Origin of the sequence: Johnsonella ignava ATCC 51276 (genome assembly GCF_000235445.1) — a bacterium.
Taxonomy (GTDB): domain Bacteria; phylum Bacillota; class Clostridia; order Lachnospirales; family Lachnospiraceae; genus Johnsonella; species Johnsonella ignava.
The window spans coordinates 71107-85246 of record NZ_JH378832.1; the positions used below are offsets into that span (position 1 = coordinate 71107).

Sequence of the window (14140 nt, forward strand, 5' to 3'; positions counted from 1 at the left end):
GCTACTATGACAAAAAATAAAAAAAGCTTTAAAAGTCTTTTAAAATTTAAGGAGGGTAAACATGAGATATAAAAGAAGCTTATTAATTTCGGTAGCCATAGGTCTGCTTATGCTTGTATCTGCCGCTTGTGTAAAATCGGATAATACAAATACTACGGATACGACAAATGCCTCACAAAATAGTGAAAAGGAAAGTAACAAGGAAAACAAAAAGGAAACAAAAAAACGTGAAAAATCGAAAAACAGTGAAGATAAAGAAGAAGTAAAACAGGTGTCGGAAGTTCCTCATATTATTCTGGAGAAGACAAGTCAAATCTATGTAGATAAAAACAGTGATCATTATCTGTATATCTCGGAAATTTCTCACCTGTGCTTAAAGAACGATTCAGAAGAATTCAAACCTCTTGCTAAGGCACTTGATAAATATAACGAAGAAGCGGATGCAAATATTGCCAAGGCTCGTGAAGAAATGGCTGCCTGTTGTGAAGATCTTAAAAAAGATAGTCCGTCATATTTTTACAATCATCCTATGCTTAGCGATGAAACTGATGTCTATGTAATAAGATCTGACAAAAACATAGTCAGCATACTTGATTACCGTGTTGCGGACTACGGTGGAGTGCATCCCGGATATCAATACAGTTCACATAATTATGATACTAACACGGGAGAAGAAATTAAGTTTACAGATGTTGTAAAAGATACCTCAGCTTTCTTTGGTTTGGCAGATAATAAAATAAAGGAGAATTATCCTGACGATAATTTGACAATGCCTTCAGAGTATGTAAAAGATATGCAGGACAGTAACTACAAGGATCTTGTATGGACGGTCAATGCGGAAGGAGTCAGCGTGTATTTTAATACATACACCTTAGGTGCATACGCATCAGGAGTTCAAATCATTACTGTATATTTTGATCAGGCAAAAGATATGTTTAACGACAAGTATGTCAATAAAGAAAAAGATTACGTTTTTCCTTTACTAACGGAAGATATGGTTATAGATCTGGATATAAACAATGAAGGAAAAAGAGAGCCGGTGCGTGTTAAGAATTTAAAAGAAAAAGTGTATGAAGATAATGATATCTACTTCACCGGCATGGAAGTCTTTGCAGGAGATAAAAAAAGTGTAAGAATCTATGGATATGACGGTTCAACTTATGTTATAAAAAAAGACGGAAAATATTATCTGTATTTATTTTCGGAACAGGAGGGAGACTATGAAGCTCTCTCAGTAGTAGATCTTTCGACTATGAATTATAATATGACAGATGACACCTTTTATATCAGTCCGGCATCTATAACAACCTACTGGTCGGAAGACGGAAACACTTATAAATGGCTGGAAGAAACTTTTACAGATACGCAGTCATTTCAGGCTTCAATATCGGCACAGCTGTTAAGTACTTTCTTTGCAGCAAAGGAATGGTATGTAGGAAAAAATGGTCGCCCTGAATCTAATGAAGATCGCTACAAGGTTACAAGCAATCATGTTCTGCACACCTTAAAAGATGTTAAATGTGAGGAAGTTGATGAAAAAGGAAATGTCAAAAAATCTGCAGTTATACCTGAAAACTCTTATCTGCTTTTTCTATACAGCGATGGCGAAAACTGGGTTGATGTGAGAATAATAGATGAAAATGACGTAAACATTACAAAAACAGACAATGGAGACGGCAGCTTTGACAAATACTTCTCTGTTAAAAATATATCACTTAAGGATTATAAAGGTCCTCTCTACAGGATTACCATTAACAAAGACGAAGAATATTATAAAACAAAGGTCGGCGGAGTGGATATAAACCAGTTATTTGAAGGTATAGTATTCGCCGGATAGTAAATATACTTTTTAACAGACAAAAACTGCTTTTGGAAATAAAAATTTTCCAAAGGCAGTTTTTTATTAAAAAAGTCTTATTAAAAATTTATGTTGATATATACCTGAAGTAAAAGTATAATTTTTGAGCAAAGGAGCTTTACAACTATAGGTTAGTAATACATAACTAAAGTCAAAGGAGAAGATGCAATGAAAATTAAACTTGAAGGCGTTATGGAAACAATGCTTATAACACTTGATGCCAGAGCAAGAGATTATTCTGCTGAAAAACCGATATTGAATGATAAAAAATCGGCAGAAATGGTAAATATGATAGATTATGATTTTACATCATTTTCGGAGGATAAGATGGCACACTTGGGGATTGTGGCAAGAGCTAAAGTAATAGATGATGAGATTAAAAAATTTATAGAAAAATACCCTACCTGCCATATAGTTTCCATAGGTTCAGGTCTGGATACACGTTTGACAAGAATTGATAACGGAAAAATACACTGGTATGATGTGGATTTCCCGGAAGTTATAGAAATAAGAAAAAAATTTTTTAATGAGAATGAGAGAATAAAATTTATTAAAAAATCCGCCCTTGATGCAAGCTGGACAAAGGAAATATGTACAAATGGAGAAAAGCTTTTGATAATTTCCGAAGGTGTTATAATGTATTTTCATCCGGAGCAGGTTAAAGAGTTTTTAAATATACTTACAGATAACTTCGACTCCTTTGATTTATATCTTGATTGCCTCTCAACAAGGCTTGTCAATAAAGCAAAAACCAATAAATCGGTAAAACGGACAAACTCGGAATATTATTTCGGAGTAACAAACGGCAAGGAGCTTATTTCCTTAAATCCGAAATTAAAGCAAACGGGATATATCAACTTTACAAAGGAATTAGAAAAAAAGATCAGGGGTATATTTAAAATCTTTATACCGGTTGTTTATCTTATGAACAACAGGCTTATTATGTGCAGATATGATAAACAGGAATGATATGATAGGGGGTAGTATATAACTATAGACACAAAAAGTTTAACGTCTTATAATTACTATTATATAGTACAAATTCAAAAAGTCTGCTTCTAAAACCATGAAGTGATGACGGAACTTTTGCACATAAAGACATTGCCTTTAAGTTTATTTCTTGGATTTTAACGGAGATTGTAAACATATATCTTTATTAATAATGAAGATATTTTAGATAAAACTATATCCAAAATTTTAGAATTTAAGATGTGAGCAAGAACAACAAATACGAGGAGAATAACGGTGAATATATGGACTAAAAAAAGTATTGAATTAGCAAATCAAAGAAATTATTTAGATTTATTGTTTAAAATATATCCTATGTCGGTTAATTTAAGAAGAGAATTAAGCAGCAAAACAATTAGCGAAATAACCAACTATTTTAATAATAAAGATTCAAAAAAATTACTTAACCTTTTATTGTCTCAAAATATTTTTCCAATAAAAGATTCTTATGTTGCCTATTTGAAAAGAGATAAATCGGCGATAGATAGAAATCCTAATACTGTTTCTAGAATAACCGGTATACTTTATGAGATGGGATTGGATGAAATATTTAATAAAACAACAGCGCCAAAAGAAACTAATAGACAAATAGGACCATTATTTAAAAATTGGATAGATACAGGGGCTTTAGGATGTAAAATAACAACATCAGAAAATGAATTTTTAAAAGCTAAGAAAAATATGGTATTTAATGGTACTGATTCAAATATGAAATTTTTTGCAAATAAATACCTGGGATATGATAGAAATAAAGGATTAGATTTCTTAGCAAAATTTAATAATACTTATATTTTAGCAGAAGCCAAATTCTTAACCGATTTTGGTGGTCATCAAAATGCACAATTTGTAGATGCTATATCTACAATGGAATCTAAATTTAGAAATACAAATAATAAGGTGAAAACCATTGATATTTTAGACGGAGTTTTATATATAAAATCAAGAAACAAGATGTATACAATGATATCTGAAAACTTTGGTGATGATGATATTATCATTTCAGCAGTATTACTTAGAGATTATTTATATTCAATATAAATAAAGGAGTCGCTCATGATAAAGCTTTATTACGATAACAAAAAGGCTCTGGATGAAATAGAAAATTTAATACAGCAAAAAAGAGGGAATAAAATTTTTATTAATAAAGAAAATAATACAGGTATCTTTATACATGGAGATAATTTTGATGTGATGATTTCTTTATTGGACGAATTCGAAAATAAAATAGACTTAGTGTATATAGATCCGCCATTTAATACAAACTCCGATTTTTATTATAGTGAATACAACACTTCAACGGTTAGTGCCTCTAAAAATGATATAGTTGCTTATAGTGATAAAATGTCTTTTGAGGACTATCTGGAATTTATAAGAGAACGAATTGTTGTTATAAGAAAACTGCTAAGCGATAAAGGTACTTTATATTTTCATATTGATTGTAAAGTTGGACATTATATTAAGATAATTTTGGATGAAATTTTTGGAATTGATAATTTTGTTAATGATATTACAAGAGTAAAATCTAACCCTAAGAATTTCAAAAGAAAAGCTTATGGTAATGAAAAAGATGTTCTATATGTTTACTCAAAAGTTCCACAAAAAAATATTTTTAATAATGTGTTAGTACCACTTACAATAGAAGAAATAAAGAAATCTTTTCCAAAATCAGATAAAAACGGTCGCCACTACACAACCGTACCTTGTCATGCACCTGGAGAAACAAAAAATGGGGATACCGGAAAAGAATGGAAAGGAATGTTGCCACCTAAAGGGAGACATTGGAGATGCAGTCCTAATGAATTAGAAGAACTGGATAATAACAATTTGATAGAATGGTCTAAAAATGGTATTCCCAGGATTAAGAAATTTTCAGATGAACATAAAGGAAAAAAAATTCAAGATATTTGGAAAAATTATAAAGATCCGCAGTACCCAATATATCCAACAGAAAAAAATTATGAAATGTTATCTATGATAATTCAGCAATCATCAAATGAAAAATCAATTATAATGGATTGTTTTTGTGGTTCATCCAGTTTTTTGAGTGCCGGAATTGATAATAATAGATATGTTATAGGAATTGATAAATCAAAAGTAGCAATAGATGTATTAACAGGAAAACGGGATAATCTTAAAGATATATGCATTATTGATTTATAATTTTAGGTATTTATTGTTATATGGTATTACCGGAAATAGTAACGGTACAGATAGATCTTTCAGGAAATCCATCAAATAAATTCCCTAAAATACTTGCTGTAATTTCACCTGCCTTACTTTCAATCGGCGGTGCATTAGGATATTATTTTTCTCAAGATAAAGAAAAGAAATATTTAATGCTTGCAGTTATTGGAAGTTTATTGCCAATTATAACCTTATTGTTTAACAAATAATGAGGTTATAATTGTAATAAAAAATTCCAATCTTTGCTGACAGTAATATCCTTAAAGCCTGTTTTTATTGCCCCACTCACACATTCCGTCTAAAATTGGAATGAGGGATTTCCCTCTTTCCGTTAAACTATACTCTACTTTCGGCGGAATCTGTGGGTATTCTTCTCTATGCACAAGACGGTCAGCCTCAAGTTCCTTTAGGGCAGAGCTCAGTGTTTTATAAGAAATTCCCCCTATATATTTTTTCATCTCATTAAAGCGAACCACACCAAATGACATTAAAGCATATAGGATAGACATTTTATATTTGCCATTGATTAACGATAATGTATAACTAAATCCTGTAGAATTTATACACTCGGAAGAAACATGTTTTTCACACATTTTAAACTCTCCAATAGGTAAGTATTGAACATCATTGTAAGTATCACACCTCAATGTGCGTACTTGCTATAATTCTTGTTATATATATAATTTTAATATAGACATTATTAAAAGTCAATTTAAAGAAACAGGAGAAAATATTATGAGTAAAAAAATTGTAGTTATCACCGGCAGTCCACGAAAAAACGGAAACAGTCTTGCTATGACAAAAGCTTTTATTAACGCAGCAAAAGAGCGAGGACATAGTATTACCGTATTTGATGCAACTTCTTTAAATGTGGATGGATGCAATGCATGTGAAACATGCTTTAAGAGTGGAAAAGCCTGTTCTTTTGATGATGATTTCAATTCCATTGCTCCGGCAATTTTGAAAGCGGATACAATCATCTATACAATGCCTGTTTACTGGTACTCTATCCCGGCAAAAATCAAAGCGGTTATAGACAAGACGTTCCCTTTTTATCTGGATGGTGAAAATGTTACGGGAAAAGGATGCGGTCTTATATGTTGCTGTGCTGAAGACGATATGTCCGTTATGGACGGTGTACGGATTCCTATTGAACGTACTGCCGCTCTATTAAAATGGCATATGGTAGGTGAGGTACTTATAACCGGTGTACAAAATGAGGGAGATATTGAGAAAACTGACGGTTGTAAACAGGCTGCAGCTCTTGCTGAAAAAATTTAATTCTATAACGTTTCTATAATCTTTGGACATAGGAAATCAGATTTGCAAACACTTAAAATAGCCGGTATAATAGACACAAAATATTGACCTTTTCTTTCTTTTTTACATATTTTATAATTAAATCCATGATTAATCGCTTTTAGTTTTCTATTGTTCTAATACTTATTTTGCTTAAAAAAATCTAATATTTTGAATTCATTACCTCGAACATTTATCTTTTTATTTCCATTTTTGGAAAGTAAATAGACCGTATTGCAAGTTTGAAACATAAGTTCTATATCGTGTGTTATAAGCATAACAGGGGTGCTTCTGATTTTTTTCTTAATGGCATCCGCAACAAGCACCATCCTTCTATAATCCAATCCTGCCGTAGGTTCGTCCAAAATAATAAACTTAGAATCTTTAAGGAATGCTATAAGAAGTGCTAGTCTTTGTTTTTCTCCGCCCGATAAATCATGTGGATTTAACATTCTCTTATCCCATAATTCCATTTCAATCAGATACTTTTTAACCTCTGCTAAATATTGTTGATCTTTATTTTTATCTTTCGGGATTAGTTCCTTTTCAACAGTCTCACAAAAAAACATATTACTACAATTTTGTAAGCTAATTGCCACATTAGACAACCTGCTACTTGTAGACTGACCATAAGATGTCTTCCCTTTTCGCATTGGTATAAGACCTGTCAGCTCTTTGGCAAGAGTTGTCTTCCCTATGCCATTTTCACCTATTAAAGCCATACATTCACCAAGATTTAGGGTAAAATTAACAGGTTCCTTCAAACTATATCCTTTATTAGAGACATAAACATCTTCAATACTTATCATCTGATAATTATCAGGATCTTCCATAGTCGATTTTAAATTCTGATTATTAAAAGAACGCAAATCATTTTCACGTTTGACATCAGCCGTTAGTTCTTCAGATGAAAAAATCGCCTGAATCTTTCCGTCTTTAAGAAGGATTAGGCGATTCAATAGCTGACTTAAATATGATAATCTATGTTCTGCTATAATTATTGTTTTACCTTGTTCCTTTAAATATTTCAAAATTTTTTCAAGATCATTTATTGCTTTATAATCAAGATTCGCTGAAGGTTCATCGAAAAAAATAATTTCACTGTCAAATACCAAAGTTGAAGCGATAGCCACTTTTTGCTTTTGTCCTCCAGAAATTTCTCTTACTTTTTTGTTTTTTAAATCAGCAATACCAATTTCTTGTAAGGCATTCTGCACTCTTTTGTGTAGCAATGGACGGTCCATTCCCATGTTTTCTCCAATTAGTGCAACTTCATTTTCCACTTCTTTTGCAAAAAATTGATCATTGGGATTTTGAAAAACATTACCCACGTACTTCGCAATTTCTCCCTTTTTATAATCAGAAACAGGCTTACCTAATATATTTATTTCTCCGTTTATATTCCCCTCATATAGGTTTGGAATTAAACCATTTAATAATCTTAATAAGCTTGTTTTTCCACAACCTGACAAACCTGTAATAACAATGAATTCACCTTTCTCTACAGAAAAATGAATGTCCTGTAAAATAGTTTCTCCGCCGTATGAAAAATTCTCTATATCAACTTTTATAATTTTTTCCATATAGTAATCCCCAAAAATACAAGTCCAACTAAAATAATGCCATAGTCTTTCCATGTGAAAGAAAGATCTTCATAAGAAGTTTTTTTGCAATCATATTCAATTCCTTTTGTAATTAAAGCGCAGGATAGAATCTCTCCTGTTTCAAATGCTTTGTAAATCATAGGGACTAAATAAATTTCTAAACTATGAATTGGTCTGATAATACTAAGTCCCATATTTCTGGTTTTTAAGCCTTCATTTATTTCTGATAAATATGCTCTATATTCCGGGATAAATCGAAAAAAAATAGCTACCCCAATACATAATGAAATTGGCAATTGAAGGCTTCTTAATGAATATATAATTGCCGATGTACCAAAACTTGATAATATAACCGCTAAAGTCCATAAAGGAAAAAGCTTAAGAATAATAAGTCCCATTGTATAAATCGATCCTATCCATCCTGAAATAGTACATTTACTTGAAACCAATGAGATCAATCCAAATAAAATAATATAGAAAATGAATAGTGAAATTGATTTTTTCTTTTTTACGGCAATAAGCAATACAAAACTAAACAGTAACATCAACCAATATACAAGCATTGTGCTAAAAAACACAATGCTTGTATAGATAACCATAAGAACTCCGATTGAAATTGGTTTGATTTGTATCTTCCTTTTTACATTATCTACAAACATCAAGATAACATTCCTTCTCTTTTGATATTCTTGTTAAAAAACTTATTGTAAATATATTTACCAAGCATTGTTCCTAAAATAGCTGCAATGACTTCCACAGACAGTATGATTGCCATATTCTTTGAATTGAAGAAAGTGTCTTTTACCATCTGAGCTTTTTCTACTGTAAACAAATTTGGAAAAGTTTTTGTTAAGCCTTCTACTCCTAAAAAAAGAATAAAGAAAAAACCATGTAACGCATAAATAACTTGAGAGATTACATATGAAATACTGATTTTACCGTCATTCATATAATTTTCTCTATTACCTATGCAAAGTTCCCCCAAAAGACCGGCTACAGCCATAATAGGGAGCATTGGAATAAATCCCATAAGTGAATAAATAATACCTGCTAATAAATAGTAAATAAAAATCGTTCCTCTTTTAGGAATTTTATGGCACATAACGAAATAAACAGGAGCACATAACAAACTGCCTATTGAAACATGTACAAAAACTCCATAGGTTCCAAAGACTTGTGTTATCATTCCTGATACCATACTAATTACAAAGCCCACAACTCCAAGTAAACTGACAGTAATAACATCTTTTAATTTCATTTATCTTTCCTCCTTTGAAATTCATTTAAATACAATAAAATCATTTTCTTTACTATATTTTTGTTCTTTTTAAATGATTCTTTTCCTCCTAAAGGTTCAAACGATACGTACCCTATTAGCAAAGAATGTGTGAAGAATATTAAAAACTGATCATCTAATATATCATTTGATATGTCGCCATCTTTAAACGCTCTATGAAGAATATCAATATATTTAATATTCAGTTTTTTATATATTCCTAACAACTCTTGATCTCTTGCAATCCCTTCTAAAAGGATTGCGAATAATTCTTTGTATTCATTATCATCAAAAATTTTATCTAGCATAAAGTCAACAAAGGTTTCTAAATTATGCTTTTCTCCTATCTTCAAAAAGTTTCTCTCCTCACCATAATCAAGTCCCTGAGACATTAGGTCATAAAAAATCTCATAGATATTTTTATAATAGTGATAAACACCTCCAACCGACATACCCGAACATACAATTACATCATCCATTGTTGTATTAAAAAAACCTTTTTTCAAAATAACTTCTTTTGCCGCATTTTGAATTTGTTTTTCCCTCGCATTTTTTGACAATCTTTTACTTGACAAATTTTCTCTCCCTTTATTGAGGAATTACTCGATAATTATATGTTAGCATTGTCTAACTCCATTGTCAATAGACATATTCAATTTTGGGATGTAATTAATATTAAAAAAGCACTTAAATTTCTGAGATTCATTTTACTCAATTTTAAGTGCTTTTTATTTTATCTGTTTTACTTTTTATCTAAAGTCTAAATCTTTACATATTTTGTTGAACGTCCGCTACCTGCCGGTTTTATTTTTTTATTCTCCTGTAATTCTTTTAAAGCTCATTCTATTGTCCTTTATCTTCTTTAAAATATCCGGATAATTTTCTACATAAAGTTCCTGCTTTACCTTATATTCATGGAGCTTTGCAATAGTATGATACATATTAACAGGTAAATATAGTTCCATAAGTTTTAAATAATTAAATTTAATAGCCTATAATATATTCCTATTTATTCTCTTTCTCCTGAGTAGATGCATCTTTTTTAGAATTTTCCATTGTAAAGTTATAATAATTATCCTCTCCGCTATAAGTTATTACAAATACCCCGTCTTTATATTCTCCATAAATTCTTGCATCACCTGCAACATCACCTTCAAATGATACTGTGTTGGAAAAAATGCTCCATGTAGGTGTGGCAATTTCTTCACCTTTAAAACTTATAACAGCCGTATGATCCGGATTTAAAGTTACTTTAAGTGCACTTGGAGAAATTTCTCCCGAGACATCGTCATCCATTACATCAGTAACAGAAACACCTTCCCAGTCTCCAAGAAGAGCTTTTTCCTCTTCAGGAAGGAAATTTTCAGGTTTTGCAGCATCTGTTCCTTCTTTTGCGAATGTAACATCCATTGAATGCCCAACCTGTTCTTTTAAGAAACCTTCAAATATGATTGTATCCTTACCAAGCTTTCCGACCATATCGGTTTTATCAACTGTAAGTGTCAGTGTGGTGTCGTCATTAACCCACTTTCCACTTCCAGTCGAACCGTATACCTCAATTTCAGCCTTGCCGCCGCTCTTTAATTCAATTGTCAATCCTCCCATATCATCACCGGACAAAGTTACTCCCAGTGCAGTTCCTTTTACAGGAATATACTTTCCTACTAAAGCTTCATCAGCTCTGCCGGAAGCTGTGCCGCAGGCTGTCATAAGTAAACAAAACATCACTGTAGTAAAAGTTAAAATAGTTTTTTTCATAATTATAATCCGCCCTTCTGCGAAAAGTATCTATGTAGTATAAATAAGTTAAAATACTTTCGCCTGTTGTTTTTTGTTTTTAAATTCATCTGTTTTTTTAATTCATCTGCGTAGTTAGCACCCTAAACTCATATCTATGACACTCATATCTATGATTCCAATCTAAACCCGTAATAATGATTACACACTAATATATCATTACCCGCTTAAACTCTTTTTTTCATAATCTTCCCCCTCTCTTTAGTTGGCTAAAGCTATAACAACTGTCTCAAAAATAGCTTTTAGGATGTTATATGTTTTAAATACGGTGCCAACCTAATGCTAATTCAAGTTTTGTTATCCCCTCTGTTCATACTACAACTAAATATAAAAAAAATATAGTATCCGTTGAATACTTTTTGTTTAAATTTAGAAAACAGTATTCAATGGATACTATCATATTCCGCAGCAATTTTTCATATTCTAAGTGCTTGTCTTATACTATAAACTTTACTGAATAAATCTAAAAGAATTCTGATAAAAATAAAAAGTCTTTTTTATAAATTCCAGGTCCCGTTTTTTTCAAATTCTAAAAGCTTTTCCTTAAGTTCAATCCCCCAACCGTATCCCACTAAACTCCCATCCTTTCCTATAACTCTATGACAGGGTATTATTATACTTATAGGATTTTTATTATTTGCCATGCCTACCGCCCTGTACGCTCCCGGTTTTTCTATCATAAGGGCTATATCCGCATAGCTTTTTGTACTGCCGTACGGTATAAGAGTCAGTGCTTTCCAGACCTTTTTTTGAAATTCGGTTCCCTCAGGTGCCAGTTTTAAATCAAATTTTTTCCTCTTTGCAGCAAGATATTCAAGCACCTGCTTTTTGGCTTCATTGAGCAGAAAAGACACCGTGCCGGAGCTTTGAACCTGCATCATATCGCAATCCGCTTCATACAGTGCAGTTTCATATTCCGGTACATGCTTATTTAATATATCGGAAAGCAAAAGCTCTTTTATACCGCTTTCATCTGCTTTTATAGTAATTATTCCTATCTTTGATTTAAAACTGATTTTATTTTTTATATCCTCTTTGTTCCTTTTCAAGTTTTTTTATCTCCTTCCAGATTGCAAGGCATTCTTCAGGCGTATCAGCTTTTTTGTCTCCAAATACATGCGGATGCCGTCTTATAAGTTTTTCTCCCAGGGTCTGTATCACATCATCTATTGTGAATTTTCCTCTTTCGGATGCAATCTGTGAATTTAAAAGTATCAATAAAAGTACATCTCCTAGCTCTTCCTTAAGATTGTCGTCATCTTTATTTTTAATTGCCGAAATCACTTCCAGACATTCATCTTCAAGACATTTTACAAGGCTCTCATGTGTCTGCTTTCTATCCCAGCTGCAACCGTTTTCACTTCTTAATACAGAGGTTATTTTCTTAAGTTCATTAAAATCATATTCTGAAAATTCACAATACATATTTCTTATATCGGTTTCGATATTGTTTTTTACAGAACACTCTTTTAGATTTTCTTTTATATTGATATCTTTTTCTTTAATATCCTCTAAACTATCGTATTTTATATGTTTTTCACCGTTTTCTTTAGCCCAGCCAAATGACTTTGTAACAGCTTTTTTCCACTCATATATCTTTTGCAGCCTTACTGTTTTATCAAGTTTGGGTTTAAACTCACGCTCTATCTTCCAATTTCTTCTTATTTCATCTATATTCTTCCAATAACCTACTGCAAGCCCTGCAAGATAAGCCGCTCCCATAGCGGTCGTTTCTATACATGTAGGTCTGAATACAGGCACTGCACATATATCAGCCTGCATCTGCATTATAAAATTATTTGCACTGCCGCCGCCATCAGCCCTCAGGCTTCTAAGCCCTATGCCTGAATCTTTTTCCATGGCATTAAATACATCATTCACCTGATATGCCACTGACTCTAACATAGCCCTTATAATATGATATTTATTTACTCCTCTTGTAAGTCCTGATATGCTTCCTCTGGCATACTGATCCCAATATGGTGCTCCAAGCCCTGTAAATGCCGGCACTACATAACATCCGTTTGTATCCTCCACCTTATTTGCCATATACTCCGAGTCATAGGCGGAATCTATAAGCCTCATCTCATCACGCAGCCACTGTACACCGGCACCCGCTACAAATACCGAGCCTTCAAGTGCATAATTTATACTATTGTTTAGACCCCATGCGATCGTGGTTACAAGTCCATTTTTTGAAAATACAGGTTTTTCACCTGTATTCATAAGCATAAAGCAACCTGTCCCGTAAGTATTTTTTGCTTCTCCGGCATCAAAACAGCCCTGTCCGAAAAGTGCCGCCTGCTGATCTCCGGCTGCCCCTGCTATACATATACTTTCCCCAAAATATCTTTTATCGGTTTTGGCATATATTCCGCTTGACGGTACCGGCTTAGGAAGCATACTCACAGGTATATCGAATATCTCAAGCAGCTCCTCATCCCATTTAAGTGTATGTATATTAAAAAGCATAGTTCTTGAGGCATTTGAATAATCCGTTACATGAACCTTACCGCCGCTAAGTTTATATATAAGCCAGCTTTCAACAGTACCGAACATCAGATTTCCGTCAGCAGCTTTTTGAGCCGCTCCTTCAACATTGTCAAGTATCCACCTGATCTTTGCAGCTGAAAAATATGCATCGGGCATAAGACCCGTTTTTTGACGTATCTTTTCACCGAACCCTTTTCTTTTAAGCTCATCACAATACCCGGCTGTTCTTCGGCACTGCCAGACTATCGCTCTGTATATGGGCTGTGAGGTGTTTTTATCCCATACTATGGTGGTTTCCCTCTGATTTGTAATACCTATTGCCGCTATATCAGAGGCTGTAAGCCCCATCTTTACCATTGCTTCAACTGCAACGGAAAGCTGCCCTGACCATATATCTTCCGCATTATGCTCAACCCATCCGGGCTTTGGGTAATACTGCTTAAACTCCTTTTGTGCCATTTCACATATATTGCCGTCTTTATCAAAAATTATGCATCTGTTGCTTGTAGTTCCCGAATCAAGTGCCATTATATATTTAGACATTAAATTTCTCCGTAAATTCCAATATTTTTATCTAAGGAAACTATAATCTAACTATCGTTTCTTTAATATCAATCCTTA

At 32.6% G+C, this 14140-nt stretch carries 14 protein-coding genes and 1 pseudogene; 6 read left to right on the forward strand and 9 right to left on the reverse strand.

What is annotated here, in order from left to right; all coding sequences use genetic code 11:
• The first annotated feature begins 61 nt into the window (after nt 1-61).
• From HMPREF9333_RS12235 to HMPREF9333_RS06255, 5 genes are all read left to right on the forward strand, one after another.
• Complete coding sequence (locus tag HMPREF9333_RS12235; RefSeq protein ID WP_005540650.1) at nt 62-1837, forward strand: RsiV family protein; 1776 nt, start codon at nt 62-64, stop codon at nt 1835-1837.
• A 189-nt stretch (nt 1838-2026) separates the two neighbouring features.
• Entirely contained in the window at nt 2027-2827 is an 801-nt protein-coding gene (locus tag HMPREF9333_RS06240) for a class I SAM-dependent methyltransferase (RefSeq protein ID WP_005540651.1), read from the forward strand.
• Between the two features lie 276 nt (nt 2828-3103).
• Nucleotides 3104-3904 carry a type II restriction endonuclease gene (locus tag HMPREF9333_RS06245; RefSeq protein ID WP_005540652.1) on the forward strand — a complete coding sequence of 267 codons (801 nt, stop codon included), beginning with the start codon at nt 3104-3106 and terminating at the stop codon, nt 3902-3904.
• Between the two features lie 15 nt (nt 3905-3919).
• Nucleotides 3920-5026, forward strand: a complete 1107-nt coding sequence (locus tag HMPREF9333_RS06250) for a site-specific DNA-methyltransferase (RefSeq protein ID WP_005540653.1) — start codon at nt 3920-3922, stop codon at nt 5024-5026.
• Nucleotides 5027-5046: 20 nt separating this feature from the next.
• Nucleotides 5047-5259 (forward strand): hypothetical protein, encoded by a 213-nt coding sequence (locus HMPREF9333_RS06255; RefSeq protein ID WP_005540654.1) that lies wholly within the window; start codon nt 5047-5049, stop codon nt 5257-5259.
• A gap of 51 nt (nt 5260-5310) precedes the next feature.
• On the opposite strand, the gene HMPREF9333_RS06260 is transcribed toward HMPREF9333_RS06255, so the two are convergent.
• A complete protein-coding gene (locus HMPREF9333_RS06260; protein ID WP_040882454.1) occupies nt 5311-5643 on the reverse strand; it encodes a winged helix-turn-helix transcriptional regulator in 333 nt (110 codons plus the stop codon).
• A gap of 142 nt (nt 5644-5785) precedes the next feature.
• Between HMPREF9333_RS06260 and HMPREF9333_RS06265 the strand changes: the two genes are divergently transcribed.
• Entirely contained in the window at nt 5786-6331 is a 546-nt protein-coding gene (locus HMPREF9333_RS06265; RefSeq protein ID WP_005540658.1) for a flavodoxin family protein, read from the forward strand.
• Nucleotides 6332-6486: 155 nt separating this feature from the next.
• On the opposite strand, the gene HMPREF9333_RS06270 is transcribed toward HMPREF9333_RS06265, so the two are convergent.
• From HMPREF9333_RS06270 to glpK, 8 genes and pseudogenes are all read right to left on the reverse strand, one after another.
• On the reverse strand, nt 6487-7932 hold the full coding sequence (locus tag HMPREF9333_RS06270) for an ABC transporter ATP-binding protein (RefSeq protein ID WP_005540659.1): 1446 nt from the start codon (nt 7930-7932) through the stop codon (nt 6487-6489).
• Nucleotides 7917-8612 carry an energy-coupling factor transporter transmembrane component T family protein gene (locus HMPREF9333_RS06275; RefSeq protein ID WP_005540660.1) on the reverse strand — a complete coding sequence of 232 codons (696 nt, stop codon included), beginning with the start codon at nt 8610-8612 and terminating at the stop codon, nt 7917-7919. Before HMPREF9333_RS06275 ends, HMPREF9333_RS06270 begins: the two co-directional genes overlap by 16 nt.
• On the reverse strand, nt 8612-9211 hold the full coding sequence (locus tag HMPREF9333_RS06280) for an MptD family putative ECF transporter S component (RefSeq protein ID WP_005540661.1): 600 nt from the start codon (nt 9209-9211) through the stop codon (nt 8612-8614). Before HMPREF9333_RS06280 ends, HMPREF9333_RS06275 begins: the two co-directional genes overlap by 1 nt.
• Nucleotides 9208-9804, reverse strand: a complete 597-nt coding sequence (locus HMPREF9333_RS06285) for a TetR/AcrR family transcriptional regulator (protein WP_005540662.1) — start codon at nt 9802-9804, stop codon at nt 9208-9210. Before HMPREF9333_RS06285 ends, HMPREF9333_RS06280 begins: the two co-directional genes overlap by 4 nt.
• 430 nt (nt 9805-10234) lie before the next feature.
• Complete coding sequence (locus tag HMPREF9333_RS06290) at nt 10235-10987, reverse strand: hypothetical protein (RefSeq protein ID WP_005540663.1); 753 nt, start codon at nt 10985-10987, stop codon at nt 10235-10237.
• 536 nt (nt 10988-11523) lie between these two features.
• Nucleotides 11524-12075 (reverse strand): methylated-DNA--[protein]-cysteine S-methyltransferase, encoded by a 552-nt coding sequence (locus tag HMPREF9333_RS06295; protein WP_005540664.1) that lies wholly within the window; start codon nt 12073-12075, stop codon nt 11524-11526.
• A complete protein-coding gene (locus HMPREF9333_RS13645; RefSeq protein WP_169311763.1) occupies nt 12044-12451 on the reverse strand; it encodes a MazG nucleotide pyrophosphohydrolase domain-containing protein in 408 nt (135 codons plus the stop codon). The genes HMPREF9333_RS06295 and HMPREF9333_RS13645 overlap by 32 nt, the downstream gene beginning before the upstream one ends.
• Nucleotides 12452-12571: 120 nt before the next feature.
• A pseudogene (glpK, locus tag HMPREF9333_RS06300) lies at nt 12572-14062 on the reverse strand (glycerol kinase GlpK); the annotation flags it as partial.
• Between the last annotated feature and the right edge of the window lie 78 nt (nt 14063-14140).

Bases quoted from the DNA above. Each gene is read 5' to 3' on its own strand.
- HMPREF9333_RS06250 (WP_005540653.1), top strand. From the start codon at position 3,920: ATGATAAAGCTTTATTACGATAACAAAAAGGCTCTGGATGAAATAGAA.
- HMPREF9333_RS13645 (WP_169311763.1), bottom strand. From the start codon at position 12,451: ATGTATTGTGAATTTTCAGAATATGATTTTAATGAACTTAAGAAAATA.
- HMPREF9333_RS06290 (WP_005540663.1), bottom strand. From the start codon at position 10,987: ATGAAAAAAACTATTTTAACTTTTACTACAGTGATGTTTTGTTTACTT.
- HMPREF9333_RS06260 (WP_040882454.1), bottom strand. From the start codon at position 5,643: ATGTGTGAAAAACATGTTTCTTCCGAGTGTATAAATTCTACAGGATTT.
- HMPREF9333_RS06280 (WP_005540661.1), bottom strand. From the start codon at position 9,211: ATGAAATTAAAAGATGTTATTACTGTCAGTTTACTTGGAGTTGTGGGC.
- HMPREF9333_RS06275 (WP_005540660.1), bottom strand. From the start codon at position 8,612: ATGTTTGTAGATAATGTAAAAAGGAAGATACAAATCAAACCAATTTCA.
- HMPREF9333_RS06270 (WP_005540659.1), bottom strand. From the start codon at position 7,932: ATGGAAAAAATTATAAAAGTTGATATAGAGAATTTTTCATACGGCGGA.
- HMPREF9333_RS06240 (WP_005540651.1), top strand. From the start codon at position 2,027: ATGAAAATTAAACTTGAAGGCGTTATGGAAACAATGCTTATAACACTT.
- HMPREF9333_RS06265 (WP_005540658.1), top strand. From the start codon at position 5,786: ATGAGTAAAAAAATTGTAGTTATCACCGGCAGTCCACGAAAAAACGGA.
- HMPREF9333_RS12235 (WP_005540650.1), top strand. From the start codon at position 62: ATGAGATATAAAAGAAGCTTATTAATTTCGGTAGCCATAGGTCTGCTT.
- HMPREF9333_RS06255 (WP_005540654.1), top strand. From the start codon at position 5,047: ATGGTATTACCGGAAATAGTAACGGTACAGATAGATCTTTCAGGAAAT.